23 protein-coding genes and 1 pseudogene are annotated in these 25,737 nt (G+C 54.3%); 11 read left to right on the top strand and 13 right to left on the bottom strand.

Features of this window, described 5'->3' with window-relative positions; translation table 11 throughout:
- Positions 1–26 precede the first annotated feature (26 nt).
- The 4 genes and pseudogenes from cspE to QLG08_RS03870 form a co-directional block, all read right to left on the bottom strand.
- Positions 27–236: a transcription antiterminator/RNA stability regulator CspE gene (gene cspE / locus QLG08_RS03885; RefSeq protein WP_001062678.1), complete on the bottom strand. Its 210-nt coding sequence runs from the start codon at positions 234–236 to the stop codon at positions 27–29.
- A gap of 21 nt (positions 237–257) precedes the next feature.
- Positions 258–392 (bottom strand): annotated as a pseudogene (locus QLG08_RS03880) (DUF2627 domain-containing protein).
- 528 nt (positions 393–920) lie between these two features.
- A complete protein-coding gene (locus tag QLG08_RS03875; protein WP_282472815.1) occupies positions 921–1,925 on the bottom strand; it encodes an MBL fold metallo-hydrolase in 1,005 nt (334 codons plus the stop codon).
- Positions 1,926–1,943: 18 nt separating this feature from the next.
- A complete protein-coding gene (locus tag QLG08_RS03870; RefSeq protein WP_033765958.1) occupies positions 1,944–2,216 on the bottom strand; it encodes a YebO family protein in 273 nt (90 codons plus the stop codon).
- Positions 2,217–2,437: 221 nt separating this feature from the next.
- On the opposite strand from QLG08_RS03870, the gene QLG08_RS03865 reads away from it, so the two are divergent.
- A complete protein-coding gene (locus tag QLG08_RS03865; RefSeq protein WP_013026030.1) occupies positions 2,438–2,674 on the top strand; it encodes a YobH family protein in 237 nt (78 codons plus the stop codon).
- Between the two features lie 30 nt (positions 2,675–2,704).
- Here the strand turns inward: QLG08_RS03865 and kdgR are convergent, their stop codons facing one another.
- A complete protein-coding gene (gene kdgR / locus QLG08_RS03860) occupies positions 2,705–3,499 on the bottom strand; it encodes a DNA-binding transcriptional regulator KdgR (RefSeq protein WP_282472814.1) in 795 nt (264 codons plus the stop codon).
- A gap of 185 nt (positions 3,500–3,684) precedes the next feature.
- On the opposite strand from kdgR, the gene QLG08_RS03855 reads away from it, so the two are divergent.
- The gene (locus QLG08_RS03855; protein ID WP_089517308.1) at positions 3,685–5,046 is read left to right on the top strand and encodes an MFS transporter; all 1,362 of its coding nucleotides are present in this window, start codon (positions 3,685–3,687) and stop codon (positions 5,044–5,046) included.
- Between the two features lie 47 nt (positions 5,047–5,093).
- On the opposite strand, the gene htpX is transcribed toward QLG08_RS03855, so the two are convergent.
- The 4 genes from htpX to QLG08_RS03835 all read right to left on the bottom strand — a co-directional run bounded on the left by htpX (position 5,094) and on the right by QLG08_RS03835 (position 9,589).
- Positions 5,094–5,975, bottom strand: coding sequence for a protease HtpX (gene htpX, locus QLG08_RS03850; RefSeq protein ID WP_013026033.1), 882 nt, complete (start codon positions 5,973–5,975; stop codon positions 5,094–5,096).
- A 250-nt stretch (positions 5,976–6,225) separates the two neighbouring features.
- Positions 6,226–8,271, bottom strand: a complete 2,046-nt coding sequence (prc, locus tag QLG08_RS03845; RefSeq protein ID WP_014605697.1) for a carboxy terminal-processing peptidase — start codon at positions 8,269–8,271, stop codon at positions 6,226–6,228.
- Positions 8,272–8,290: 19 nt separating this feature from the next.
- A complete protein-coding gene (gene proQ, locus QLG08_RS03840) occupies positions 8,291–8,992 on the bottom strand; it encodes an RNA chaperone ProQ (RefSeq protein WP_013026035.1) in 702 nt (233 codons plus the stop codon).
- Positions 8,993–9,088: 96 nt separating this feature from the next.
- The gene (locus QLG08_RS03835; protein ID WP_013026036.1) at positions 9,089–9,589 is read right to left on the bottom strand and encodes a GAF domain-containing protein; all 501 of its coding nucleotides are present in this window, start codon (positions 9,587–9,589) and stop codon (positions 9,089–9,091) included.
- A 211-nt stretch (positions 9,590–9,800) separates the two neighbouring features.
- Here QLG08_RS03835 and yebS point away from each other — a divergent pair, with 211 nt between their 5' ends.
- The 3 genes from yebS (at position 9,801) to rsmF (ending at position 15,158) form a co-directional block, all read left to right on the top strand.
- Positions 9,801–11,045, top strand: coding sequence for a membrane integrity lipid transport subunit YebS (gene yebS, locus QLG08_RS03830; RefSeq protein ID WP_013026037.1), 1,245 nt, complete (start codon positions 9,801–9,803; stop codon positions 11,043–11,045).
- A complete protein-coding gene (locus QLG08_RS03825) occupies positions 11,014–13,653 on the top strand; it encodes a PqiB family protein (protein ID WP_015700191.1) in 2,640 nt (879 codons plus the stop codon). Before yebS ends, QLG08_RS03825 begins: the two co-directional genes overlap by 32 nt.
- A gap of 77 nt (positions 13,654–13,730) precedes the next feature.
- The gene (gene rsmF / locus QLG08_RS03820) at positions 13,731–15,158 is read left to right on the top strand and encodes a 16S rRNA (cytosine(1407)-C(5))-methyltransferase RsmF (protein ID WP_072138809.1); all 1,428 of its coding nucleotides are present in this window, start codon (positions 13,731–13,733) and stop codon (positions 15,156–15,158) included.
- Positions 15,159–15,305: 147 nt separating this feature from the next.
- Here rsmF and QLG08_RS03815 read toward each other — a convergent pair whose 3' ends face one another.
- The 3 genes from QLG08_RS03815 to QLG08_RS03805 form a co-directional block, all read right to left on the bottom strand.
- Complete coding sequence (locus QLG08_RS03815; protein WP_013026040.1) at positions 15,306–15,524, bottom strand: DUF1272 domain-containing protein; 219 nt, start codon at positions 15,522–15,524, stop codon at positions 15,306–15,308.
- 96 nt (positions 15,525–15,620) lie between these two features.
- Positions 15,621–16,988, bottom strand: a complete 1,368-nt coding sequence (locus QLG08_RS03810) for an MFS transporter (protein WP_072138810.1) — start codon at positions 16,986–16,988, stop codon at positions 15,621–15,623.
- Between the two features lie 131 nt (positions 16,989–17,119).
- Positions 17,120–19,150, bottom strand: coding sequence for a choline transporter (locus QLG08_RS03805; RefSeq protein ID WP_014593861.1), 2,031 nt, complete (start codon positions 19,148–19,150; stop codon positions 17,120–17,122).
- Between the two features lie 256 nt (positions 19,151–19,406).
- Here QLG08_RS03805 and betI point away from each other — a divergent pair, with 256 nt between their 5' ends.
- The 5 genes from betI (at position 19,407) to mdtI (ending at position 24,260) form a co-directional block, all read left to right on the top strand.
- Positions 19,407–20,000 (top strand): transcriptional regulator BetI, encoded by a 594-nt coding sequence (betI, locus tag QLG08_RS03800; RefSeq protein ID WP_014593862.1) that lies wholly within the window; start codon positions 19,407–19,409, stop codon positions 19,998–20,000.
- Positions 20,001–20,017: 17 nt separating this feature from the next.
- Positions 20,018–21,490 (top strand): betaine-aldehyde dehydrogenase, encoded by a 1,473-nt coding sequence (betB, locus tag QLG08_RS03795; RefSeq protein WP_072138811.1) that lies wholly within the window; start codon positions 20,018–20,020, stop codon positions 21,488–21,490.
- 23 nt (positions 21,491–21,513) lie between these two features.
- Positions 21,514–23,196: a choline dehydrogenase gene (gene betA / locus QLG08_RS03790; protein WP_013026045.1), complete on the top strand. Its 1,683-nt coding sequence runs from the start codon at positions 21,514–21,516 to the stop codon at positions 23,194–23,196.
- Positions 23,197–23,593: 397 nt separating this feature from the next.
- Positions 23,594–23,944: a multidrug/spermidine efflux SMR transporter subunit MdtJ gene (mdtJ, locus tag QLG08_RS03785; protein ID WP_014593863.1), complete on the top strand. Its 351-nt coding sequence runs from the start codon at positions 23,594–23,596 to the stop codon at positions 23,942–23,944.
- The gene (gene mdtI, locus QLG08_RS03780; RefSeq protein WP_013026047.1) at positions 23,931–24,260 is read left to right on the top strand and encodes a multidrug/spermidine efflux SMR transporter subunit MdtI; all 330 of its coding nucleotides are present in this window, start codon (positions 23,931–23,933) and stop codon (positions 24,258–24,260) included. Before mdtJ ends, mdtI begins: the two co-directional genes overlap by 14 nt.
- Before the next feature lie 34 nt (positions 24,261–24,294).
- On the opposite strand, the gene QLG08_RS03775 is transcribed toward mdtI, so the two are convergent.
- The gene (locus QLG08_RS03775) at positions 24,295–24,708 is read right to left on the bottom strand and encodes a GNAT family N-acetyltransferase (RefSeq protein ID WP_013026048.1); all 414 of its coding nucleotides are present in this window, start codon (positions 24,706–24,708) and stop codon (positions 24,295–24,297) included.
- A gap of 82 nt (positions 24,709–24,790) precedes the next feature.
- Here QLG08_RS03775 and QLG08_RS03770 point away from each other — a divergent pair, with 82 nt between their 5' ends.
- Positions 24,791–25,708 (top strand): LysR family transcriptional regulator, encoded by a 918-nt coding sequence (locus tag QLG08_RS03770; RefSeq protein ID WP_026020937.1) that lies wholly within the window; start codon positions 24,791–24,793, stop codon positions 25,706–25,708.
- Positions 25,709–25,737: the final 29 nt, after the last annotated feature.

Here is a 25,737-nt window from a genome sequence, read left to right as displayed (position 1 = left end):
GTGCATGGCACCCGTCTGAGGCGAAATCAGATAGCAGTAACGTTAACCGCTGCTGGGCCTTTCTGGCCGTCCTGGATTTCGAACTCAACGTTTTGGCCTTCGGCCAGCGTTTTGAAGCCGTTGCCCTGAATAGCAGAGAAGTGTACGAATACATCTTTGCTACCGTCAGCTGGAGTGATAAAACCGAAGCCTTTAGATTCGTTGAACCACTTAACCTGACCTTTAATCTTTGCCATTTTACTAATTCCTTAAAGTGTTTATTTTGCCCGGAGGCTAACCTACAGATAAAACAGAGACATTACTGAATGAGGCACTGATTAAAGTTCGGCAAGGAAGCGGTATTCAACGTCAACGTCTTTACTCGTAACTTCTTTACTGAAGATGCCATACATAAACAGAACTGTACCTCGTTTAACCCACGAATTGTTATCACATATCCGCTAAATAATGGCAAGCCATTTTTATAAACACGGTCGGCGCTTTTCACATATTTGCAAGACAGCTCCCAGAGAATGTACTTTCTGGTACATAAGCCTGTGTACTGAACGCCACTAATAGTCACAACAACCCTATAATATAATGCTTTTCTGCCCAGACAGGGTGATATCTGACGCCGTCTAGGCCGTCCAGCCAGAGGGATAACATTAAAAAAATAACATTGCACTAATATGGCAAAGTTGCACCAAATAAAGGAGCCGATAAGTGAAGCGCGGGCAAACTATTGCAGCAGGCTTGTACAATAAATTCTATTTCGTACAAATATAAATTTTATTTCCAGTAAAATCATAAGTTGAGCGTTAACGCAATCACTTACAGCTTGCATGCAGGCGTTTTTTGAATTACGCCTGCCGGGGGCCGTGAAGGAATATTGATTTCAGCCAGAATCCCGTGGCGTCAGAAGGAAAGGTTATTACCTCGGACTACGCCTGGTCGATATAGCTCAGGCTGCGGCTCTCGCCTATCTGCCAGGGCGTAAAATGCCTGCTTGCTTCCCCACGTTGTTGTAAGACCCGCAGCAATTCTGCCGGGGGCGCATCGAGCGATTCATCAGCAAGTTCAAAGACGCCCCAATGGACAGGGATCGTGAGAGGCTGCCCTATTGCATGCCAGAGCGACACCGCATCTTGAGGATTCATATGTTGCCCCGCCATAAACCAGCGGGGTTCATAGGCACCGACGGGCAGCGCGGCAAGATTAAACGGCCCGAGACGCGCGGCAATGGCATGAAGGTTTTCAGTGTAGCCACTGTCCCCCGAGAACCAAAAGCGCAGCGACGCGGTGTGGATGACCCAGCCGCACCACAATGACCGGTTGCGGTCAGTTAACGTGCGCATACTCCAGTGGCGGGCCGGAACCGCATGAAACTGAATACCCTCGAAGGCTTTCTGCTGCCACCAGTCAAGCTGATGTACCTGCTTCACGCCACGGCGTTGACACCAGTCAGCCAGACCCAGCGGAACCACAAAAACCGCCTCTGGAAAGTGGCGTACGATCTGCTTGATGGTCGGCTTATCCAGATGATCGTAATGGCTGTGGGAGATCAGCACGTAATCCAGATGTGGCAACTGGTCGATCGTCAGCGGCGAAGGAGTTTTGCGTTCCGGCCCCAGAAACGGCAATGGTGATGCCCGCCGGGAAAGTGCGGGGTCAATCAGAATATAGCGTTGATTCAGCCGCAACAGCAGCGCAGCATGGCCCAGCCACCAGATGCGATCGTCGTCACCGCTCAGGTCGACGGGTTGCCACCACTGCGCCCTAAAACCATCATAGCCCTGCTGAGGCGGATGCGGTAATCCCTGCGCTTTACGTTCCTTACGCCAGCGCTTCAGGTCACCCTGTTGGCGCATATCAGGTTCAGGGTTGCGAAACCCCTCCGGCGTATGATGGGGTTTACTGCTGTCATACCAGGGATTTTTCCAGGCCATCCGGCCTCCATGCAGGATTTAACGTTCCGGGATCAGGCGAATAAAATCATTGCTTTCCGCCTGCTCTTCCGCTTTTTGCTCGGCGGCACCCGTTTGCTTCTCGATCAGCCGCTTAAGCAGCGCGTTTTGTTTCTTTTGCTCTTCTAACAGTGACGCCAGCAACGCAATCTGTTCATTTGCCCGAACGCTGGCGCGGTTAACATAGAACCATAGCATCAATGCCACAATCAGCACGATTCCCATCACGCCAAAGCTGACCACAGGACCCGCATTAGCGGCTAACTCATTCATAACTGCCTCAAGATACCAGGTGAAATCACAATAAAGGGGACGACCCGCCATTCTACCCTGTGGCGCAGTAAAAGATAATGGTGACGTAAATGATGTGTATCAATCTGCTTCTTTCAGTTATCTCTGATCGCATCCCTTTTAAAAGCGAGGCATGCTGCCCCTGTACATCATGTTAAGCAGCAGTCACTGGAACACTGCGTTGGGTATCATAAGGAGATACAATGAAACTGTTCATTCGGGCAATTGTTGTTGTGGGAATCATCTGGCTGGCCATGCTGTTTACCGGATATGGCGTGCTGGCCGGAAGTAACAAGAATGCCGCAGGTCTGGGCCTGAAGTGTAACTACCTGACCGCACGGGGCATGATCACGGCACAATATCTGCACACCGACAGCGGCGTCGTGGGCGTTACCGACTGCCCGCTGTTGAAAAAGAGTGGCGACGTGATTGATAACTGATCGCACTGAAGCGGGCCACGGCCCGCTTTTTCAGTTTAAAGGGTAATCGTGGTAACCAAGCTCAGCGGAAAGACGGCGTCCCGCCTCATGCAGCATTGCCACGTAAGTGTGCTTGTTCGATGCCGGGAAGCGCAGCGTAGGAAAAGAGATACTCAGCCCCGCGACGGCCACGCCGAAACGATCGAAAATGGGCACGGCGATGCAGCAAACGCCCTCTTCCTGCTCTTCATTATCCTCACCATAACCCTGCATCCTGACCTGACTCAGGACGTCAATAAGCGCGCCGGCGTCAGAAAGCGTATTCGCGGTATTAATGGTAAAGGTTATCCGCTGCAAAATGTCGTTAATGTCTTCCCGACTGCGCCACGCCAGTAACACTTTACCCAGCGCGGTTGAGTGCAGCGGATTGCGGCGGCCAATACGTGACGACATGCGCAGGTTATACAGCGAATCGATCTTATGGACATAGACAATACTGTCCTCGTCCAGCGCGCCCAGATGGATCGTTTCTTTGGTTAACCGGGACAGTTCACGCATCTGCACATCGGCACTGCGGATCAGGTCAATGTTCTGCAGCGCTTTCGATCCCACCTCAAACAGTTTTAACGTCAGTGAGTATTTTTCGCTTTCCCCTTCCTGGGCGACATAACCCAGTGATTTCATGGTTTGCAGGAAACGGTAAACGGTGCTTTTAGACATCATCAGCCGCTGAGCCAGTTCGGTAATACCGTGATCGCGCTCTTCGCTTAAGGCCTGCAAAATGCCAAACACCTTTTGCACCGAAGAGACAGAATCAGGTTGTTTGTCCTTTGAATCAGGAACCATTGCTCACCTTGAATACGTGTTTCAAAAAAAACGGAACAGGGTTGCAGTATAGATTGCGGCGCCTCGCTCCGGCAAACTTTCAAGGTCTGTAACATCTGTAAAATATATTTTTCATTCCGGCGCGGTGCATTTTGTCCGCCAATTGATTAGCATGATGATATTCACACTCTTTAATATTAGCCTCTATGTCACTCTCTTCTTCTGACGGCGGACTTCCTGTGCCACAACGGTACTGGGCTATTCTGACAATCGCCATTGGCCTCATCATGGCGGTGTTAGACGGCTCAATTGCCAATGTGGCTCTCCCAACCATTTCACGTGAGCTGCAGGCCAGCCCGGCCCAGTCGGTCTGGGTCATTAACGCCTATCAGATCGCGATTGTGGCTTCACTGCTGTCGCTGTCCTTTTTGGGCGATATCGTTGGATACCGCCGCGTTTATCAGTTCGGCCTGGTGGTCTTTGCCGCGACATCGGTGTTCTGCGCGCTGTCATCCACGCTGACGATGCTGACCGTTGCGCGTGTCTTGCAGGGGCTTGGCGGTGCTGCGGTCATGAGCGTTAATACAGCGCTGATACGCATTATCTATCCTCCTCGCTATCTGGGTCGGGGCATTGCCATCAATGCACTGCTGGTGGCGATCTCAACCGCTGCCGGTCCCACCGTCGCGGCAGCCATTCTTTCTGTTGCCAGCTGGCGTTGGTTATTTCTGATTAACCTGCCGCTGGGTGCAGTGACACTCTGGTTGGCGTTGCGTTATCTGCCCGATAACCCACAACGGGCAAAAACCCAGAAGTTCGATATCACCAGTGCGGTGATGAATGCGCTTTTTTTCGGGCTGTTGATTTCGGCTCTGGGGGGATTTGCGCAGGGACAGCCCCACTGGCTGATCGCCAGCGAAATTGTGGTGATCATCCTGGTCGGTTATTTCTTTATCCGTCGTCAGTTAAGGATGGAGGTGCCGCTGTTGCCGGTTGACTTGCTGCGTATTCCCATTTTCGCACTGTCGATCTGCACTTCTGTCTGCTCTTTCTGTGCACAAATGCTGGCGATGGTCTCTCTGCCTTTTTATCTGCAAAGCGTACTGGGTCGCGATGAAGTCGCAACAGGGCTGCTGCTGACGCCATGGCCTCTTGCTACCATGCTGCTTTCACCCCTTGCGGGCCGTTTGATTGAGCGAGTCCATGCCGGTCTGCTCGGCGGCATTGGTCTGGCACTGTTTGCCAGCGGGCTGTTCCTGCTGGCCCGGCTGCCTGCCCAACCTGACGACATGGATATTATCTGGCGCATGATGCTGTGCGGAGCCGGTTTTGGCCTGTTTCAGTCGCCAAACAACCATACAATCGTCACTGCTGCGCCGCGCAACCGCAGCGGCGGTGCCAGCGGTATGTTAGGCACGGCGCGATTACTGGGCCAGAGCAGCGGCGCGGCGCTGGTCGCGCTGATGTTCAATCTGATGGGAAATGGTGGAACCCATGCCTCGCTGTTATTAGCGGGAGGATTCTCTACCGTCGCCGCCCTTCTCAGCCTGTCACGAATGAAAGCCTGAGTTCAGCGATAAAAAAGGCGACGTTGCCGTCGCCTTTTTCGTGAGGGTTACTTCAGGTATTCACCGCTGCGCAGCGCTTCGATACGTTTATCTAACGGTGGATGCGACATAAAGAGTTCGCTAAATGATTTTCCTTTTCCGTTAATACAAAACGCCATCATGCTGCTGGGTTCCTGCGGCTCATAGCTGGTTTTCAGACGCTGCAAAGCCGCAATCATTTTTTCGCGCCCCACCAGTTTGGCCGAGCCGGCATCGGCATGGAATTCACGATGACGTGAAAACCACATCGTGATGATGCTGGCCAGAATACCGAATACCAGTTCAAGCACCATCGAGACAGCAAAGTAGACCAGCGGATTTCCGTTGCTGCTCTCCTCGCCATCACGGTTGCCGGACATAAAGCCCGCCGCAATCTGTGCCAGGATACGCGACACAAAGATAACAAAGGTGTTCACCACACCCTGAATCAGCGTCATGGTGATCATGTCGCCATTCGCAATGTGCGCCACCTCGTGCGCCAGCACCGCCTCCGCTTCATCACGACTCATGTTTTGTAGCAGGCCAGTAGAAACCGCCACCAGCGAGGCATTACGGCGCGCACCGGTTGCAAACGCGTTGATATCCGGCGCGTGATAGATAGCGACCTGGGGCATAGCAATACCGACCTGCTGTGCCTGTCGGCCAATCGTGTCAATTAACCAGCGCTCGGTTTCGTTGCGCGGTTGCTCAATCACTTCACCGCCAACTGAACGTAGCGCCATCCACTTCGACATCAGCAGTGAGACAAACGCACCGCCGAAGCCAAACAAGCCTGCCATTATCATCAGGCCCTGAACACTGCTTGACTGGATTCCTGTCAGACTGAGAATCAGCCCGAATACCAACATCACAGCCAGGTTGGTCAGCAGGAAAAGAGCAATACGCATCATAACGGTTAATCTTCCTCAGTAGTTCATGCGCTCATGCGCGGATACATATCCTATGAGCATTGTGCGGGTTTTCAAGCGACCTTAACGTTTAAGTGTCTAAAAAGACATAACTTTACAATATGACACAACCTTTCGCGCAACCTGTCGGAAACCGCTCAGACGAACACATTAACGACGCTTATCACTGCCAAATTAATGATAAAAAAAAGCACCGCGCTGGGCGGTGCTTTGGATAACCCGGGTTATGCCGTTAGTTGGTTTTGGCTGCCGGTGCCTCAGGTGAGGATTTCTCCAGCTGCGCCAGGTCATTGGCAATTTTTACCGTTTCATCCAGATAAGGATCGGGCTCTTTATAGTCTTTCGGCAAATCATCAAGGCTCTTCAGCGGCTTTTTACCTTCAGCCTGATAGCGCGCGTTAATGCGTTCCAGACGTAGCGCATCTTCCTCGTGGTTCTCTTTCTCGCGCTGGGCAAGATTGAGCGACACAATGTTGCGCTTGTCTTTCATGGCGTTAAAGCGGGCGATGTCCTTCATGATGTACTGGAACTCGCGATCCTTAGCGATGCGCTCATCGTGCTCTTTGGTCAGCTGTGGCGCCAGCGCCTTGACATCACCTGTGCGGGTGTAGGTCGCGGCCGTAATGCTGTCCCACGGTAACGCATTGTCCTCGAACTTCTCGCCCGTTTCCGCCGCTTCAACACCGGTTGGCATCAACAGGTCCGGCGTCACGCCTTTGCGCTGCGTACTGCCGCCATTGATACGATAAAACTTCTGAATCGTATACTGCACCGAACCCAGCGCAGGCCATTCCGGACGCAGCATCTGATCGTAAATGCGGTTCAGTGACCGGTACTGTTGAACGGTGCCTTTACCAAAGGTGGGCTCGCCGACGATCAGCGCACGACCATAATCCTGCATTGCCGCTGCAAAAATTTCTGATGCAGAAGCACTGAAGCGGTCAACCAGCACCACCAGCGGGCCTTTGTAATAAACAATGCCGTCGTTGTCGCTATCCTGACGCACGTGGCCATTGTTATCACGGACCTGAACAACCGGGCCACTTGGAATAAACAAGCCAGAAAGCGAAACCGCCTCGGTCAGTGCGCCGCCGCCGTTGGTGCGCAGATCGATGACGATGCTGTCAACGTTCTGCTTTTGCAGCTTCTGCAACTGCACTTTGACATCATCGGTCAGGCCAACGTAGAAGCCAGGAATATCGAGCACGCCGACTTTTTCTTTACCGACAGTGTGAATGCTCATTTTAACCGCGCGATCTTCCAGACGGATTTTCTCACGCGTTAAGGTCACAATACGGGTCTTAGTGCCTTTGCCAGCAGGCAGAATCTCAAGGCGAACCTTGCTGCCTTTCGGCCCTTTGATTTTGGCGACCACATCATCCAGGCGCCAGCCGATAACGTCTTCCATTGGCTTGCCAGGCTCACCGACGCCGACGATGCGGTCGCCAACGGTGATCGCTTTACTTTTCGCCGCCGGACCACCGGCCACCATAGAGTTGATAACGGTATAGTCATCATCCATCTGCAACACGGCACCAATCCCTTCGAGCGACAGGCTCATTTCGGTGTTGAACTGCTCCGTATTACGCGGTGAAAGGTAGTTGGTATGCGGATCGATTTCGTGGGCAAAAGCGTTCATTGCCAGCTGGAATACATCTTCACTGTTGCTTTGCGCCAGACGACGGATGGCAAAGTTATAACGTTTGGTCAGCACTTCACGGATTTCTTTTTCGTCTTTACCGGCGAGTTTAAGGCTCAGCTCATCGTATTTGACCTTGGCGTCCCACAGCGCATTCAACTCACTCTGGTCTTTCGGCCAGGGCGCTTTAGAACGGTCAATATCGATGGTGTCATTGCCGGTAAAGTTCATCGGACGCGCCAGCACCGTAAGCGCATACTGATAGCGCTCAAAGCGGCGTTTTTGCGCCAGATTATAAAGATCGTAAAAAATATCCAGCTTACCGCTACGCAGCTCATCACCCAGTTGGGTCTTCTTGCTGGCAAACTGTGCAACGTCCGACGCCAGCAACACGTTGTGGCTGTAGTCGAGCATATTGAGATAGCGGTCAAAAATCTTGGCCGAGAAGGCGCCGTCAAGATCGAACTGACGATAGTGAGAACGGGTAAAACGCGACGTCACGCGCTCGCTTACCGTCGCATCCTGCGGATCTTCATGCAGCTGTGGAATTTGATCGGCACGTGTAATGTTCTCGGCCGCAAAGGAAGGGCCTGACAACAGCAGGCCCGCAATCAATCCAACTTTTAAAAGGGTGTTCATGCCGGGGTCAGCCTCCGTTTCAGAACTGCAAATGTTCTGCGCGCACAATCATTGCCATGCCGGAAGCGAGCTGTACCCGGACGCCGTCTTTCGACACTTCCAGAACGGTTGCGTCCATCGCACTTTTGCCTGCTTTAACTTTAATACTCTGGCCGGGTTGCAAAGTTGAGGTATCAGTGATGGGTTTAGCCTGCTGCTCCGGGCGTGGTGCCGGTTTGCGATTCTGCGATGCAGTAGGACGCTCAGCAGACTGTGGACGCGGCTTACGCGCGGCCTCACCTTCTGCCGGTTTACGCGGAGCAGGCTTGCGTGGGCGACGTGGTGCGCTGGCACCCTCTTCGCCTTCACCGGCTTCGCGACGAGCGGCTCGCTGCTGGTCGCGCTGTGCCTGAACACGCGCCTTGGCATCTTCGAGTTGCTTACGGGCATGTTCCACGTGCTGCTCATCAAGAACACCACAGGGGTTTCCATCGAGATCCACACGGGTGGCACCCGCTTTGATACCGTACAAATAGCGCCAGCTAGAGGTATAAAGACGCAAGGCCGAACGCAACTGCGTCTTGCTCAGGTTCATTTCGCCCTGAACGCGCTCTACCAGATCCTGAAAGATACCGATTTTGAGCGGACGCGCTTCGCCTTCAGCGCTAAAGCAGTGCGGAAAGCGCTCCGCCAGAAAGCTAATGACTTCTTTACTGCTATTCAACTTAGGTTGATTTTCCATGAAATTTCCTGATTACTACGGGTTTGCCGACCAGAGCAGGCATGAACAGGCGACATTATAATGACAACATCGCCAAATGCCATGCAATCCAGTCGATTAGCTACGCGTCAGCTGCAAATATTTTTCTAAGTCACTGTTCGCGAGCACGTCGCAAAGCCCGTTAGTCAAGGCGACCAGCCCTTTTTCATCTTCACTATCAAAGCGATTGTATTCCACACTGTCGATATCCAGTACGCCGACAACCTGACCGTTTATTTTCAGAGGAATCACAATTTCTGCATTACTGGCGGCATCGCAGGCGATATGGCCAGGGAAAGCATGGACATCATCAACACGCTGCACCTGTTGTTGCGCCAGTGCGGTGCCGCAAACCCCTTTGCCCACGGGAATGCGCACGCAGGCGATTTTCCCCTGGAACGGGCCCAGAACCAGCGTATCGGCTTCCGTTAGCAGGTAGAAACCTGCCCAGTTCACGCCTTCGAGACGTTCATACAACAGCGCGCTAAAATTACCCATTGCAGCGAGGAACGCCGTTTCTCCCGCCAGTAAGGCGCGCATATCGCGATCTAAATCGGCGTAAAAGGCAGTTTTGTTCATTATTCAACCGTTACCAGTGACATCCGAGCGGCTAACCACTCCGCTTGTTAAAAATAAGCACTAAAAATCCATAGCCATAAGGTGAATCATAGCGTTAGTTACTATAACCTTAACATTCTGTGGATCGAAGCGTGATACCCGAGACAGGTACCCAGGCGATGTCTTACTGACCCTTTGCGTTAATCACAATAAGCGAAACATGCACTAATTTATGAAAATTCACGCTATCAGCCAGACATTGCCTCAGGCACGTTATCAGCGTTGTCCGCAATGCGATACCCTTTTTTCCTTACCAGATGTGAAATCGTATCAGTCAGCCCACTGTCCCCGCTGCAACGCGCAAATTGTGAGCGGCCGCGACTGGTCAATGACACGTCTGCTGGCGATGGCGGCCACGATGCTGGTGCTGATGCCTTTTGCTTTTAGCATGCCGCTTATCGACATTCGCCTGCTGGGCATGCGCATTGACGCCAGCGTACTGGAAGGTATCGTTCAGATGACGCTACAGGGCAATGTCCTGACCGCCTCGATGGTGGCGTTCTGTACTATCGGCGCGCCGGTGACGCTGGTGGCAGGCATTGGCTATCTGGCCCTGGGTGAGCGTTTAGGGATGAATCTGCGCCCGGTGCTGCTGATGCTCGATAAGCTCAAAGAGTGGGTGATGCTGGATATTTTTTTGATTGGCATCGCCGTCGCCTCCATAAAAGTCCAGGATTACGCCGACCTCGAATTAGGCTATGGGCTGGTCGCCTATGTGGCGCTAACCGTGCTGAGCGTCATTACGTTGATTCATCTGAACATGGAGCAGCTTTGGGAGCACTTTTATCCCCAGTCGCACCAGGTGACGCGGCGTGACGATCTTCAGGTCTGCCTTAACTGCCACTACACCGATATTCCTGACGCCCGCGGCCGCTGCGCGCGCTGTCATACGCCGCTTGATTTTCGGCGCCGCCACAGCTTACAAAAGTCCTGGGCCGCCCTTATCGCGTCAATTGTGCTGCTGATTCCCGCCAATCTGTTGCCGATTTCGGTGGTGTACCTGAACGGATCGCGCCGTGAAGACACGATCTTCTCCGGCATCCTGTCTCTGGCATCCGGTAACGTGCCCGTCGCAGCCGTGGTGTTTATCGCCAGTATTCTGGTTCCCTTCACCAAAGTACTGGTGATGCTGGCGCTGCTGCTCAGTATCCATTTCCGCTGCGAACAGGGCCTGAAAACCCGCATTCGTCTGCTACGTTTTGTGACCTGGGTTGGACGCTGGTCTATGCTGGATCTGTTTGTCATTTCACTAACCATGTCGTTGGTCAATCGCGATCAACTACTGGCTTTTACCATGGGACCCGCTGCGTTTTATTTTGGCGCGGCAGTGATCCTGACCATTATGGCCGTTGAGTGGCTGGATAGCCGCCTGCTCTGGGATGCACATGCAACAGGAAACGCCGACTACACCGACTAATGCTACGCTGCGCAACAAGCGTAAAATTTCACCTTTTTGGCTTCTGCCCATTATCGCAATGCTGATTGCGGGCTGGCTGCTTTGGACCAATTTTCAAGAGCGCGGCACGACCATCACCATCAATTTCCAGACGGCCGATGGCATCGTGCCCGGCCGCACGCCTATCCGCTATCAGGGCGTGGAAGTCGGTACTGTGCAGGGCATCAATCTTAGCGACGACTACAAAAAGATTCAGATCAAGGCCAGCATTAAGAGCGACATGCGCGATGCGCTGCGTGAAAATACGCAGTTCTGGCTGGTCACGCCAAAAGCCTCACTGGCGGGGGTTTCCGGTCTGGATGCGCTGGTGGGGGGGAACTACATCGGCATGATGCCAGGCGATGGTAAAGAAAGTGACACCTTTACCGCGCTGGATACCCAACCGAAATACCGCGTGAATACCGGTGAGCTCATGATTCACCTGCATTCATCCGACCTCGGCTCGTTGAACACTGGCTCGTTAGTGTATTACCGCAAAATCCCGGTGGGCCGTGTCTACGATTACAGCATTAACAATCAGAACAACGGCGTGTCGATTGACGTCCTGATTGAGCGGCGCTTCGTGAACCTGGTGAAAACCAGCAGCCGCTTCTGGAATGTGTCAGGAATGAATGCAGACGTCAGCCTGAGCGGGGCCAGAGTACAGCTAGAAAGCCTGTCAGCCTTAGTCAACGGCGCTATCGCCTTTGACTCGCCTGAGGGCGCGGAAGCCGCCAAAACCGATCAGAACTATCAGCTCTATCCCGACCTGGCTCACAGCCAGCGGGGCGTGCTGATATCGCTGGATCTGCCCAGCGGGGATAATCTCTCAGCCAACCGTACACCGCTGATGTATCAGGGCTTAGAAGTCGGCACCCTGACCAAGCTGAACCTGCAGGATGGCGGTAAAGTGACCGGTGAGATGACGATCGATCCCTCAGTCGTGGGACTGATGCGTGAAGGCACGCGTATTGAGATGCGCAGCCCCAAACTCAGCCTCACGGATACCAGCCTGAGCAGCCTGCTGACCGGTAACACCTTTGAGCTGGTGCCTGGCGATGGTGCACCGCAGCAGCATTTTACGGTGGTCGCACCCAATAAAACGCTGCTGCAGCAACCCAATGTTCTCACCGTGAAACTGAGCGCCCCCGAAAGCTACGGCATCGATGCCGGCCAACCCCTGATGTTGCACGGACTAAAAATTGGTCAGGTAATTTCCCGGGATCTGGATGCAAACGGCGTTAATTTTGTTGTCGCGGTCAATCCTGACCAGCGCCAACTGGTCCACGGCGACAGTAAATTCATTGTGAACAGTCGCCTTGACGTGAAATTCGGCCTGGATGGCATGCAGGTGCTGGGCGCCAGCGCCCGCGAGTGGGTCGATGGCGGTATTCGTCTGGAGCCGGGTAAACAAGGCGCACCTAAGACGGCCTATCCCCTCTTTGCCGATGCTGAACGCGCGGAAGAAGGCATTACCGGCGATGGCCCATCCACCACGCTGATGCTGACGGCGAAAAGCCTGCCAGACGTTCAGGCCGGCTCAATTGTGCTCTATCGTAAATTCCAGGTCGGTGAAATTACGCAAGTCACCCCGCGCGCTGATGCGTTTGATATCGCGGTCCACATCAAACCGGAATACCGCAAACTGCTCTCTGCTGAAAGTGTGTTCTGGGCAGAAGGCGGCGCACGCGTTCAGCTTAACGGCAGTGGGTTAACCGTGCAGGCCTCGCCGCTAAACCGGGCGTTGAAAGGCGCCATTAGCTTCGACAACCTGACGGGCGCGAAAATTGATAAAGGCGCGAAGCGCGTGCTTTATCCGTCTGAAACGGCTGCACGGGCCGTGGGCAGCCAGATTACGTTACATACCTATGACGCCAGCAAGCTGTCCGCCGGCATGCCCATTCGTTATCTCGGTATCAACGTGGGACAAATCGAGTCGCTGTCGCTGAGCGATGACAACAATCAGGTGGTGGCGAAGGCCGTACTCTACCCTGAATATGTGCAGAGTTTTGCCCGCGTCGACAGCCGTTTCTCGGTGGTATCGCCAGAAATTTCTGCCGCAGGTGTAAATCATCTGGAAACGATCCTCCAGCCTTATGTCAACGTCGATCCGGGTAAAGGCCGTGGCGCGCGCACCTTTGAGCTGCAGGAAAGCACCATCACGGATTCACGTTACCTTAACGGCCTGAACATCTATGTGGATGCGACCGAAGCGGGTTCCCTGTCGCTGGGTACGCCGGTGCTGTTCCGCGGGGTAGAAGTGGGCACGGTGACCGGTACATCGCTGGGGAATATGGCAGACCGCGTACAAATCGCGCTGCGTATCAGTAAGAAATACCAGCACCTGGTCCGCAACAATTCGGTGTTCTGGCTGGCCTCGGGCTATAACCTGGACTTTGGCCTGATTGGCGGCGTGGTGAAAACCGGCACCTTCCAGCAGTTTATCCGTGGCGGTATTCAGTTTGCTACGCCGCCGACCGTGCCGCTGGCACCTCAGGCAACGTCAAACAAACACTTCCTGCTGCAGGATGAACCGCCTAAAGACTGGCGTAACTGGGGAACGGCGATCCCCGACCCGAATCAACCTTAAGCCATACGGGCAGCCCAGGCTGCCCGTTTTCTTTTGGCGTGCTACACTGCCGCCTTTGCCTCAAAGAGAACTTATCCGTGTCCGACTCCGCCTCACGCTTCCCTGCCGAATTCCTCGATCTGATACGCCAGAGCTTGCCCGATGATACTGACCTGCAGCAGTTTATTGACATCAGCCTGCAGCCATTACGTCGCAGCCTGCGCGTTAACACCTTAAAGATCGGCGTTAGTGACTTTCTGACACAAACCGCGCATTACGGCTGGCAGTTGACGCCGGTTCCCTGGTGTGCGGAAGGATTCTGGATAAATCGCGAGGACGAAAGCCTGCCGCTGGGCAGCGTTGCGGAGCATCTGAGCGGCCTGTTTTATATCCAGGAAGCCAGCTCAATGCTGCCGGTGACAGCACTGTTTGCGGCCCAGCCCGATGCCATGAGCGTCATGGATATGGCTGCTGCCCCCGGCTCCAAGACCACCCAGATTGCCGCCTGCATGCACAACCGGGGCGTCATTCTGGCCAACGAGTTTTCCGCCAGCCGGGTCAAAGTGCTTCATGCCAACATAACCCGTTGCGGCGTAACCAACAGCGCCCTGACCCACTTTGATGCCCGCGTCTTTGGGCCTGCGCTGCCGGAACAGTTTGATGCCATTTTGCTGGACGCGCCCTGCTCGGGTGAAGGCGTCATGCGTAAAGATGCTGATGCCCTGAAAAACTGGTCGCTGACCAGCACGCAGACTATCGCGCAGACTCAGCGCGACCTTATCGAAAGCGCGTTCCACGCCCTCAAGCCCGGCGGTACGATGGTTTACTCTACCTGTACGCTTAATCAGATTGAGAACCAACAGGTTGTCGCCTGGCTGCTGGCGCGCTATCCGGACGCCGTTGAAATCGCCCCGTTGAATGGGTTATTTGCCGGGGCGGAGCGGGCCGCGACGCCTGAAGGTTATCTTCACGTTTTCCCGCACCTGTTCGACAGCGAAGGGTTCTTTGTCGCCTGCTTGCGTAAAACGGCCTCTGTCACACGGCTACCTGAACCGACCTATAAAGTGGGTAAGCTGCCGTTCAGCCACGTCAGTCGCAAACTGGAAAGCGAGATTGTACAGTCGGCGGCGCAGGTGGCGATTCAGTGGGATGACAACCTTCAGCTCTGGCAGCGCGATAAGGAGATCTGGCTGTTCCCGGCCGGTGTGACACCGCTGTTAGGTAAGGTCCGTTTCTCGCGGATTGGCCTGAAGCTGGCCGAAACCTTTGCAAAAGGCTATCGCTGGCAACACGAGGCCGTCATTGCCCTTGCCTCCCCGCGCCCCGACCAGACGTTTGCGCTAAACGAAGCTGAAGCCGAAGAGTGGTATCGCGGTCGCGATATTTATCCTGAAAGCGCCCCCACGCGGGATGAAATGATAGTGACCTATCAGGATCAGCCGCTCGGGCTGGCTAAACGTGTTGGCAGCCGTATTAAAAACAGCTATCCCCGCGAGCTGGTACGCGACGGCAGGCTGTTCCGGTAACTGCCCCACTCGCCTTTTGTGACACTGTCACGAAATCATCCCATTTTCACCTTGCAAAGGGGATGATTCGTTGAGGTTAGCAGGCAAGACAGGCGGTAATGAGAATGGAAGAACGCCGGCAGAAGCCGGCGTTCTGATGTCATGACCTCAGGCGGGACGCGTTTTGGCCGGGTGCGTCAGCAGTTTAGCGGCAGGCCGGACAGGACGCCGGACCAGTTCACCGCCACAGTTCGGACACCGCCCTTTAAGGTGCTGCTCAGCGCAGGCGGCGCAAAACGTGCACTCGAACGAACAGATGCGCGCATCGTGGGATGCCGCAGGCAAATCAATATCACAGCGTTCACAGTTAGGGCGCAGTTCCAGCATGGCATCTTCCTCGGCGATTTCGGCTTTCAGCGTGACAAAACCCGCGCACCTTGTCGAGGATTTTCATCGTGCCAGCGGCACGTTCAGGGCCGTTGTTCATCGGGGCGGAGATGACTGATTCAGCGTCTTATTCGTGCCAGGGTCGTCATCATTCTCGTCCCCGCCATCATCTTCACCGCCTTCCTCGTCCTCGTTTATCTCATCACTGTTGACCATCGCCGCCTGAATCGCCTCGTCTTCGAGCACCGGATTAAGCGCCGCGCCTAAGGGCGACGTCGCCAGGCTGTCTGGCAACACCACGTGCGGCAGGGGTACTTCAGTGGTGGGTAACGGCTGAGGCGTTTTCATGAAGCTCAGTGCGGCAATCAGCAGCGTACACAGGGTGAAGAACAGATAGAGCAGGTTGCTGCCGAAGGGCTGCATCAATGTACCCACCAGTAAGGGACCGATGCTGGCCCCGATGCCAAATGCCATCAGCAGACAGGCCGTCAGGGAAACGCGCTGCTCAGCAGCCACCTGATCGTTAGCCAGGGCAACCTGTAAAGGATAAAGCGCAAACTGCACCATGCTGGCGACAAACGCGATACCCAGTACCCAGTTAAAGGGTAGATTTGGCAGCAAGACCAGCGGCAAACAGGCCAGCATTAAAACTAGTGAGATATAAAACAGCAGCCGCTGACGGTCATAGCGATCGGACAGCCAGCTGAGCGGAAACTGCGAGACGAGTCCGGCGAAGATGGTCAGGCTCATAAAGATACCGGTCTGCGCGTCACTGAACCCTTTGCTACTTGCATAGACCGGCGCCAGACCATAGAACGCGCCGACCACCATGCCGGTTAACAGGGTGGTACTGAGCAACTTAGGAATGGTGCGAATGAAATAGCCCAGCTCCATCGGTGCAGGCGACATGGGCCGGACGTGCGTGCGCGTCGTCAGCGCAATGGGCACCAGACAAAGCGCAAAGCAGAGCGCCACGATCAGGAGCGTGTTAATACCAAACCCGCTTTGCAGCGTCAGCACCACCTGACCGCTGCTTAAGCCAAGGTAGGTCGCCACCATATAGAAGCCAAAAATCAGGCCGCGCTGGGAAGATTCCGCCTGGTCATTGAGCCAACTCTCCAGCACCATGTACTGACACATCATGCACAGGCCGATAATCAAACGCAGGAAAACCCACAGCGGTATAAAGTCCGTCAGCCCGTGCCCTATTACCGAGGCGGTGATAATCCCGGCGCAGGCGACGTAAGCGCGAATATGGCCGACGCGGGCAATCAGGTTGTGTCCCACTTTTCCACCAATCACCAGGCCAATGTAATAGGCGGCAATAATCGCGCCGATTAGGGCACCGTTTACCGCTTCATGCGCCAGGCGAAGTGACACATAGGTGGTCAGCAGGCCCGAACCCAGCAGCATTAACAGCGTCGTGGTATAAAGCGGCAGAAATGTTCTGAGTATTTTTCGCATACGACTCCCTGTCTACCCCTTTGGTCGGTGTCCTGTCAGAGTTAACCATAGTTGATTTTGTCACGGTTTAGGTCGGGACAATTCCGACTATAAAAAAAGCCCGTAAACCACCTGGCTTACGGGCTGCTGACTCAGGCGTTAGGGAAGGTAATACTGTTTCCCGGTGCCTCACGATGAAGATGGATAAAGTTAAGATGGCGTTCGTATTGATCGAGGATATCAATAATCACCTGTTCTTTGCTGTAGTCCATCAGGTCATTGCCCTGACTGCCTTCCAGCAGGAAGGTTTCCAGCCGGTAATAGGTCGATTTTCCGCTACGCGCGCGGTAGGTAAAGCCCGGTATAGAGTACTGCTGAGGCCAGACCTGATAGAGGAAATCCTGCTCCTCGCCCAACTGCACCCGCAGGTCCAGATAACCCAGGGGATGTTCGTCATTGGCCGCAACCCTGTCCAGCGTAACCTTAGCTCCGCGCAGCTCCAGCTCTTTCGCCACTTCCTGCATGGCGGGGAAGAGAGTTTCTTCCATCATCTTCAGCGTGTAACGCGAGCCAGGATAGTTCATCAGGCGCGACAGGCGTTTTTTCCAGGTCAGACGATCGGTCGCATGGGCCAGATAGGGTGCAGTTTCCCGTGAAGCACTGGCGCGGCGGTAATCTTCAACCTTAAGTGATTTATACAACCCCGCCATCACAAAGAAGATCACGAAGCTAAATGGCAGCCCCATGATAACCGTCGTGTTTTGCAGCGCGGTAATGCCGTTGGTCATCAGCATACTTAACGTCAGGACGCCGATGGCTACCGACCAGAAAATACGCAGCCAGTTGGGGGCATCACTGTTAATGTCTTTCAACTTTGAGGTGAAGTTACCTAACACCAGCGATCCGGAATCCGCTGAGGTGACGTAGAACAACATGCCGGTAATGGTGGCGACAGATGCGCTCAGCTTAAACGCCGGATACTGCGCCAGCAGGCTGTAGAAGCCACGTTCGGCGTGCGTCATGACTTCCTGTGCAAAACCGGCGTCGCCGTGAATAATTTCATACAGGGCCGCGTTACCGAATACGGACAGCCACAGCAGCGTAAAGGTAAAAGGAATCACCAGCGTACCCAGAACGAATTCACGGATGGTACGGCCGCGAGAGATACGCGCCAGGAACAGGCCGACGAACGGCGACCAGGCAACCCACCAGGCCCAGAAAAACAGCGTCCAGCTGTTCATCCACTGCGTTGGCCGGTCAAAGGCAAAGGTGTTCAGCGTCATGCCCATAAAGCGGTTGATGTAGTCTCCCACGTTAAGCACCAGCGCATTCAGCAGGAAACTGGTGTTGCCTGCAAACAGAACAAACAGAATCAGGCAGAGCGCCAGGGCGACATTCAGTTCCGACAGAATACGGATACCTTTGTCCACACCGGAGGTCACTGAAATGGTGGCTATAACCACCGATAAAACGATCAGCGCGGTCTGGGCAGTTAACCCTTCCGGAATATCAAACAACACTTTCAGCCCGTAATTGAGCTGCACAACACCGATGCCAAGCGTGGTGGCGATACCGAAAATCGTGCCGATAACGGCGGCGATATCAACCGTGTGCCCAATCGGCCCGTTGATGCGCTTGCCAAAAATGGGATACAGCGCCGAACGAATGGTGAGCGGCAGATTATACCGGTAGCTGAAGTAGCCGAGCGCAATCCCCATCAGGGCATACATTGACCACCCGGTTAAGCCGTAATGAAACAGCGTCCAGACCATCGCCTGGCGGGCCGCCTCCATGGTCTGCCCTGCACCTTCCGGCGGCTGCATATATTGCGAAACAGGTTCGGCTACCGAGAAAAACATCAGGTCGATACCGATACCGGCAGCAAACAGCATCGCCGACCAGCTCAGTACACTAAACTCTGGCTTTGACTGCTCCGGCCCCAGCTTGATTGAGCCGAAACGGGAACAGGCCATGTAAATCACAAACACAATGTAGAGCGTGGCCGCCAGCATGTAATACCAGCCGAACGCGGAAGATACCCAGTTGACTGCCTTGAGGATCCAGCCTGCGGCTTCGTTACTGAACAAAATGGTGATGAGTGAAAAGGTCAGAATCAATCCCGCCGATGTATAAAACACTACAGGATTGATTCTGTCTTTTTCACTACTAGGTGGACTCGTCATCGTTTACCTCTGGTTGTTGGCGTGTAAATTTTGCAAGGGATCATCCTGTTTGGATAATCCGGCGTCCCGGCGTCGTGTGTTTTTACGCTTCGTTTCCTGCTGTTACATTCTGGTCAAAACTAGCAAATCTGCCACACTTACCGCTTCACTTACTCAACTTTTAGGACACATCATCCTAACAAGGATTCTATTTATATTGAACATCCAATCAAAAAAAGTTTAAATAGGGGTTCGGTTTCAGGCTGGAGTGAGAGTCATGCCAAAGGTAGGGATGCAGCCAATACGACGTCGGCAGCTGATCGATGCAACGCTGGGAACAATTAATGAGGTGGGTATTAATGATGCCACCATTGCCCAGATTGCACGGCGCGCAGGGGTTTCAACGGGCATCATCAGTCATTACTTCAAGGATAAGAACGGCCTGCTGGAAGCCACCATGCGCGATGTGACGCGTCAGCTACGTGAGGCGGTCGCGAGTCGACTGGCGTCCCTGACAGAGGCCTCAGCAGAGGTGCGGCTGCGCGCTATCGTTGACGGCAACTTCGACGAAAGTCAGATCGAACGTGCGGTAATGAAAGCCTGGCTTGATTTCTGGTCGAGCAGCATGCATCAGCCGCAGCTCAAACGTCTGGAACGGGTCAGCCACCGGCGGTTGTTTTCCTCTTTAGCGGTTGAATTTCGCCGCCAGTTACCAAAGGAAAAGGCCCGTCTTGCCGCGTACGGGCTGGCGGCCATGATCGATGGTCTGTGGTTACGCGCCGCGTTGAGTGGCAAGCCGTTTGACGCCGCCACCGCCCGAACACTAACCACCCAATTCATTCGTCAGCAGTTAGCTGGCGAACACGAGTAACGGAACCAGGAGAAATTATGTCCCGATTCAACGAGCAACAACTCTACATCAATGGTACCTACGTTGCCGCCACCTCTGGAGAAACCTTCCAGAGCATCAATCCGGTCAACGGTGAGGTTCTGGCTGATGTTCAGATCGCCGGACGCGAGGATGTCGATCGTGCCGTCGCCGCTGCCAGAAAAGGACAAAAGATCTGGGCAGCGATGACCGCAATGGAACGTTCACGCATTCTGCGTCGTGCGGTTGATATCCTGCGCGAGCGCAATGATGAGCTGGCTGAGCTGGAAATGCTTGATACCGGTAAGCCGTTCAGTGAAACCTCCAGCGTGGACATCGTGACCGGTGCCGACGTACTGGAATATTACGCTGGGCTGATCCCTGCGCTGGAAGGCCAGCAAATTCCGCTGCGTGATACCTCGTTTGTTTATACCCGCCGCGAACCGCTGGGCGTTGTTGCGGGCATCGGTGCCTGGAACTATCCGATCCAGATCGCGCTGTGGAAGTCAGCGCCTGCTCTGGCCGCCGGCAACGCCATGATCTTCAAGCCCAGTGAAGTCACGCCACTGACGGCCCTGAAACTGGCTGAAATCTACACGGAAGCGGGCGTGCCGGATGGCGTGTTCAACGTGCTACCGGGAACCGGCGCGGTGACCGGCCAGCTGCTGACCGAACATCCTGGCATTGATAAAGTCTCGTTCACCGGCGGCGTCGTCAGTGGTAAGAAGGTAATGGCGAACGCGGCCGGTTCTACGCTGAAAGACGTTACGATGGAGCTGGGCGGTAAGTCACCGCTGATCATCTTTGATGATGCCGATCTCGATCTCGCCGCGGATATCGCCATGATGGCTAACTTTTACAGTTCAGGCCAGGTATGTACTAACGGCACGCGCGTGTTTATTCCCGCCGGGCTGCAGTCGGCGTTTGAAGCCAAAATTCTTGAGCGCGTTGCGCGCATCAAAGCGGGCGACCTGCGCGATCCTGAGACTAACTTTGGCCCGTTGGTCAGCTTTAGCCACCGCGACAACGTCATGCGCTTTATCGCCTCTGGCGTTGAAGAAGGCGCACGTCTGCTGTGTGGCGGAAAACACTTAACGGGCGAAGGCTTTGATCAGGGCGCCTGGGTTGAACCCACCGTATTCAGCGACTGCCGTGACGAGATGAAGATTGTCCGTGAGGAAATCTTTGGTCCTGTGATGTCAATTCTGAGCTACACCTCTGAAGACGAAGTGATACGTCGGGCCAATGACACCGAATTCGGTCTGGCTGCCGGCCTGGTCACGCAAGACCTTAACCGCGCGCACCGCGTGATCCATCAGATTGAAGCCGGTATTTGCTGGATTAACACCTGGGGTGAATCTGCCGCCGAAATGCCGGTTGGTGGCTATAAGCACTCTGGCGTGGGACGTGAAAACGGCCTGATGACGCTGCAAAATTACACCCAGGTGAAGTCGGTTCAGGTAGAACTGACGCGTTTTCAGTCTGTATTTTAATCCCCCTACCTGAGGAGCGACGAATGGAATTTGATTACATTATCATTGGAGCCGGATCCGCAGGGAATGTCCTGGCTACCCGACTGACCGAAGACAGCAATGTGAATGTCTTACTGCTGGAAGCGGGCGGCCCCGACTATCGTTTTGATTTCCGAACCCAGATGCCTGCGGCACTGGCTTACCCTTTACAGGGAAAACGTTATAACTGGGCCTACGAAACGGAACCTGAGCCTTACATGAACAACCGCCGGATGGAGTGTGGCCGAGGCAAAGGCCTGGGCGGTTCATCACTGATCAACGGCATGTGTTACATCCGCGGTAACGCCATGGATCTGGACAACTGGGCGACCATGCCCGGTCTGGAAAACTGGAGCTACCTGGACTGTCTGCCCTACTACCGTAAATCAGAAACCCGTGATACGGGCGCCAACGATTACCACGGCGGAGAGGGTCCGGTCAGCGTGACCACGCCGAAGAAAGGCAATAACGTTCTGTTTGAGGCGATGATTCAGGCAGGCGTTCAGGCTGGCTATCCGCGTACCGATGACCTTAACGGCTATCAGCAGGAAGGCTTTGGTCCAATGGACCGCTTTGTCACGCCTGAAGGTCGTCGTTCAAGCACCGCGCGCGGCTATCTGGACAGGGCGAAAAATCGTGCCAACCTGAAAATCGTTACGCATGCCACGACCGATCGCATTTTGTTTGAAGGCAAGCGTGCAATAGGTGTCGAGTACCTGATCGGCGACAGCAATACGCTGCATACGGTTCACGCCCGCCGCGAAGTCTTGCTGTGTGCAGGGGCCATTGCCTCCCCTCAGATCCTGCAGCGTTCCGGCGTGGGTTCAGCCGAGTTGCTGAACCAGTTCGATATTCCGGTGGTACATGACCTGCCAGGCGTGGGTGAAAATCTGCAGGATCACCTGGAAATGTACCTGCAGTACGAGTGCAAAGAGCCGGTCTCGCTCTATCCGGCGTTGAAATGGTGGAACCAGCCTAAGATTGGCGCGGAATGGCTGTTTAACGGCACCGGCGTCGGGGCAAGCAACCAGTTTGAGGCAGGCGGATTTATTCGCAGCCGCGAAGAGTTTAGCTGGCCGAATATTCAGTACCATTTTCTGCCGGTCGCGATTAACTATAACGGGTCAAATGCGGTAGATGCGCACGGTTTCCAGTGTCATGTTGGCTCTATGCGGTCGCCGAGCCGGGGTCATGTGCGCCTGAAATCGCGCGATCCACGTCGCCATCCTGCGATCCTGTTCAACTATATGTCACATGAGCAGGACTGGCACGAATTCCGCGATGCCATCCGCATTACGCGTGAGATCATTAATCAGCCGGCCCTGGATAAATACCGCGGACGTGAAATCAGTCCGGGCATTGAATGCCAGACCGATGAAGAACTGGATGAGTTTGTCCGTAATCATGGCGAAACGGCCTATCATCCCTGCGGCACCTGTAAAATGGGCAATGACGAGATGTCGGTCGTTGACGGTGAAGGCCGCGTTCACGGACTCCAGGGATTACGCGTTGTCGATGCCTCAATTATGCCGCTGATCATCACCGGTAACCTGAATGCGACCACCATTATGATCGGTGAAAAAATTGCCGACTGCATTCGTGGACTTGATGCTCTGCCACGCAGCACGGCTGACTACTATGTGGCGGGCGAAGCGCCCGTTCGTACGGAACCCGCGCGCCCAGCGTAAGGTTTTCTACGACATCAAAGCCGGACTGCTGTCCGGCTTTTTTTTGCCGAAACGCAACCGTGCCTAAACCCCAGCAATATTGACCTGATATTTGTCAAAAACCCGAACAAACAGGCTGTGCCTGGGGCGGTTTTAATGATATAACGCTACTGTGTTCATTACCGGAGGCTTTCCCCGTCCACTGAAGAGAAGCAACAACGTGGATGCATTGTTTAATTATGAGCAGGATGTTCATTACTCTTTTTAACCCCCTTTTTACCCTCGCACCTGTCAGCGTTAACGCCGTCGATCAGCACTGGCGCAGCGCCCTTTAGTCCCCTTTCTGCCAGCCAACTTCTTTTCTGCCGTTGCGTTACGCATCACGGTAAATCATGACGTCGATTGATGGAGAAAACCCATGCGCGCCTGGGGATTATTAGTACTCGCTATTGTTACGGAAATTATAGGTACCCTGACCATGAAATGGTCCAGCCTGAATCAGAGTCAGCTGGGTTATGTGGTCATGCTGGGGATGATTGCCTGTTCTTATTTTTTTTTGAGTTTCGCCATCAAGCGCATTGCGCTGGGTGTGGCTTACGCGCTCTGGGAGGGCATTGGCATTCTGCTGATCACCTTATTTAGCGTGCAGCTTTTTGATGAAACCCTGTCGTTAATGAAAATCTGCGGTTTGATCACGCTGATGACGGGCATTCTGCTCATTAAAGTCGGCAGCGGTGAGGTGAAGGAGGCAGAACATGATCCTGCCTGATGTGATCCATTTTGCCTGGCTGGCACTGGCGGTCCTGCTGGAGATAGCCGCAAATATTTTGCTTAAGTACAGCAACGGCTTTAAAAAAATCCTCCCGGGAATGCTGTCTCTGGCCTGCGTGCTGCTGGCGTTTAGCGCGCTGTCTCAGGCGGTTAAAGGCATCGATCTGTCGGTTGCTTACGCCCTGTGGGGCGGCTTTGGTATCGTCGCGACCGTGGCAGCAGGATGGATACTGTTTGGTCAGCGGCTCAACCTCAAGGGCTGGGTGGGGCTTGTGCTGTTATTGCTGGGCATGATCATTCTGAAACTGGCCTGATAACAGGGGGACGCTGACGTCCCCTTTTTCATCTTTATCCCTGGATTCGCAAAAACATGCCCGCACGTTCTGGCAGCAATGCCGGTTCGAAACCATAACGGGCATAAAAACCCGGCGAGCCATGACTGGCAATCAAACTGATGTAGGCGGAGGGCGGCGCATGGCGCGCTATCCAGGCCATTAACGCCGTCATAATACGATCGCCCACCCCCTTTTTATGATGTTGTGGCAGCACAGCAATATCGGTAATGACAAAAAAGCAGCCTCCGTCGCCAATCACTCTTCCCATGCCAACCGGCGCGTCCTGATGGCAAACCACCACGCTGTACAAACCGTTTCTTAACCCCGTCTTTGCGGCCTGTTCCGTTTTGTCACTTAATCCTGCGCTCACTCTGATGTGGCGATAGGTTTCTACAGACGGTATTTCTTCCCGAATGATATAGTCCACGTTACTGACCCCCTGGTAATATAAATATCCAACCCTTCTCGGTTTGATTGATATTAATGGTGAAAAAACGCGAGATATAACGATGATTTCTGCGCCAAACGGTGAGTTAAACTCACCTTTACCAGGCAACCGCCTGCCCTCGTTAATGGCGCTGCGCTGTTTTGAAGCGGCGGCGCGTTTCGAAAGCTTTGCCCGTGCAGCAGACGAACTGCATCTCACGCCCGGTGCTGTCAGCCGGGCGGTGCGCGTACTTGAAGAGGATTTAGGTGTTGCGCTGTTTGCGCGTCGTAACCGGAAAGTCTGTCTGACAGAAGCAGGCGAACAGCTGGCTGACGCGGTCAGTCACGGCTTCGCCATGATCTCCCGCAGCGTAAACCGCTTACGCGCGGGAACGCGCCAGCGCGTGCTGTCATGTGAGCCCACGTTATTAATGCGCTGGCTGATTCCACGCTGGGGCGATTTTGAGGCGCGCTTCGGTAAAAATGAGATCCATCTGGTCGCGGCCAGTGGCGCATTCTCGTTTGATCAGGGGATTGATTTTGCACTGCGCCGCAATGATTTTACTCACGTATCGCCCTGCCATATCGAACACTTGTTCAGGGAAAAGGTGGGACCGGTCTGCCGCCCCGATCGCGTCACGGCCTGGTTCGACAGCGAGCGTCCGGGTTTGAATCCGGACGCGCCTTTACTGCTCTCCAGAAGCCGCCCGGAGGCGTGGCAGGTCTGGGCGACGGCGATGCAGATACCGGCTCCCGTTAACGTGCAGCAGTGTTTCGAACATTTTTATTTTAGCCTGCAGGCGGCGGTAGCCGGGATCGGCGTAGCCATAGGACCCTGGCCGCTCGTTAAAGATGATATTCAAAGCGGCATACTGGCCGCACCAATGGGGTTTGTGGAAGATGGCTCAGAGTATTGCCTGTTCTCGCCTGAGGTCGCAAAGGCAGGAACGCTTGAGCGCGATCTCACAGACTGGCTGCACGAAATCAGTGGAACAGCATAATCGTCGCTCGCGTTGTCGCCTCGCGCCTG

This window comes from Pantoea sp. V106_11 (assembly GCF_029967885.1).
Taxonomy (GTDB): domain Bacteria; phylum Pseudomonadota; class Gammaproteobacteria; order Enterobacterales; family Enterobacteriaceae; genus Pantoea; species Pantoea ananatis.
Note: the sequence above shows the minus strand (reverse complement) of the source record. Positions and strands in the feature narration are given on the sequence as shown.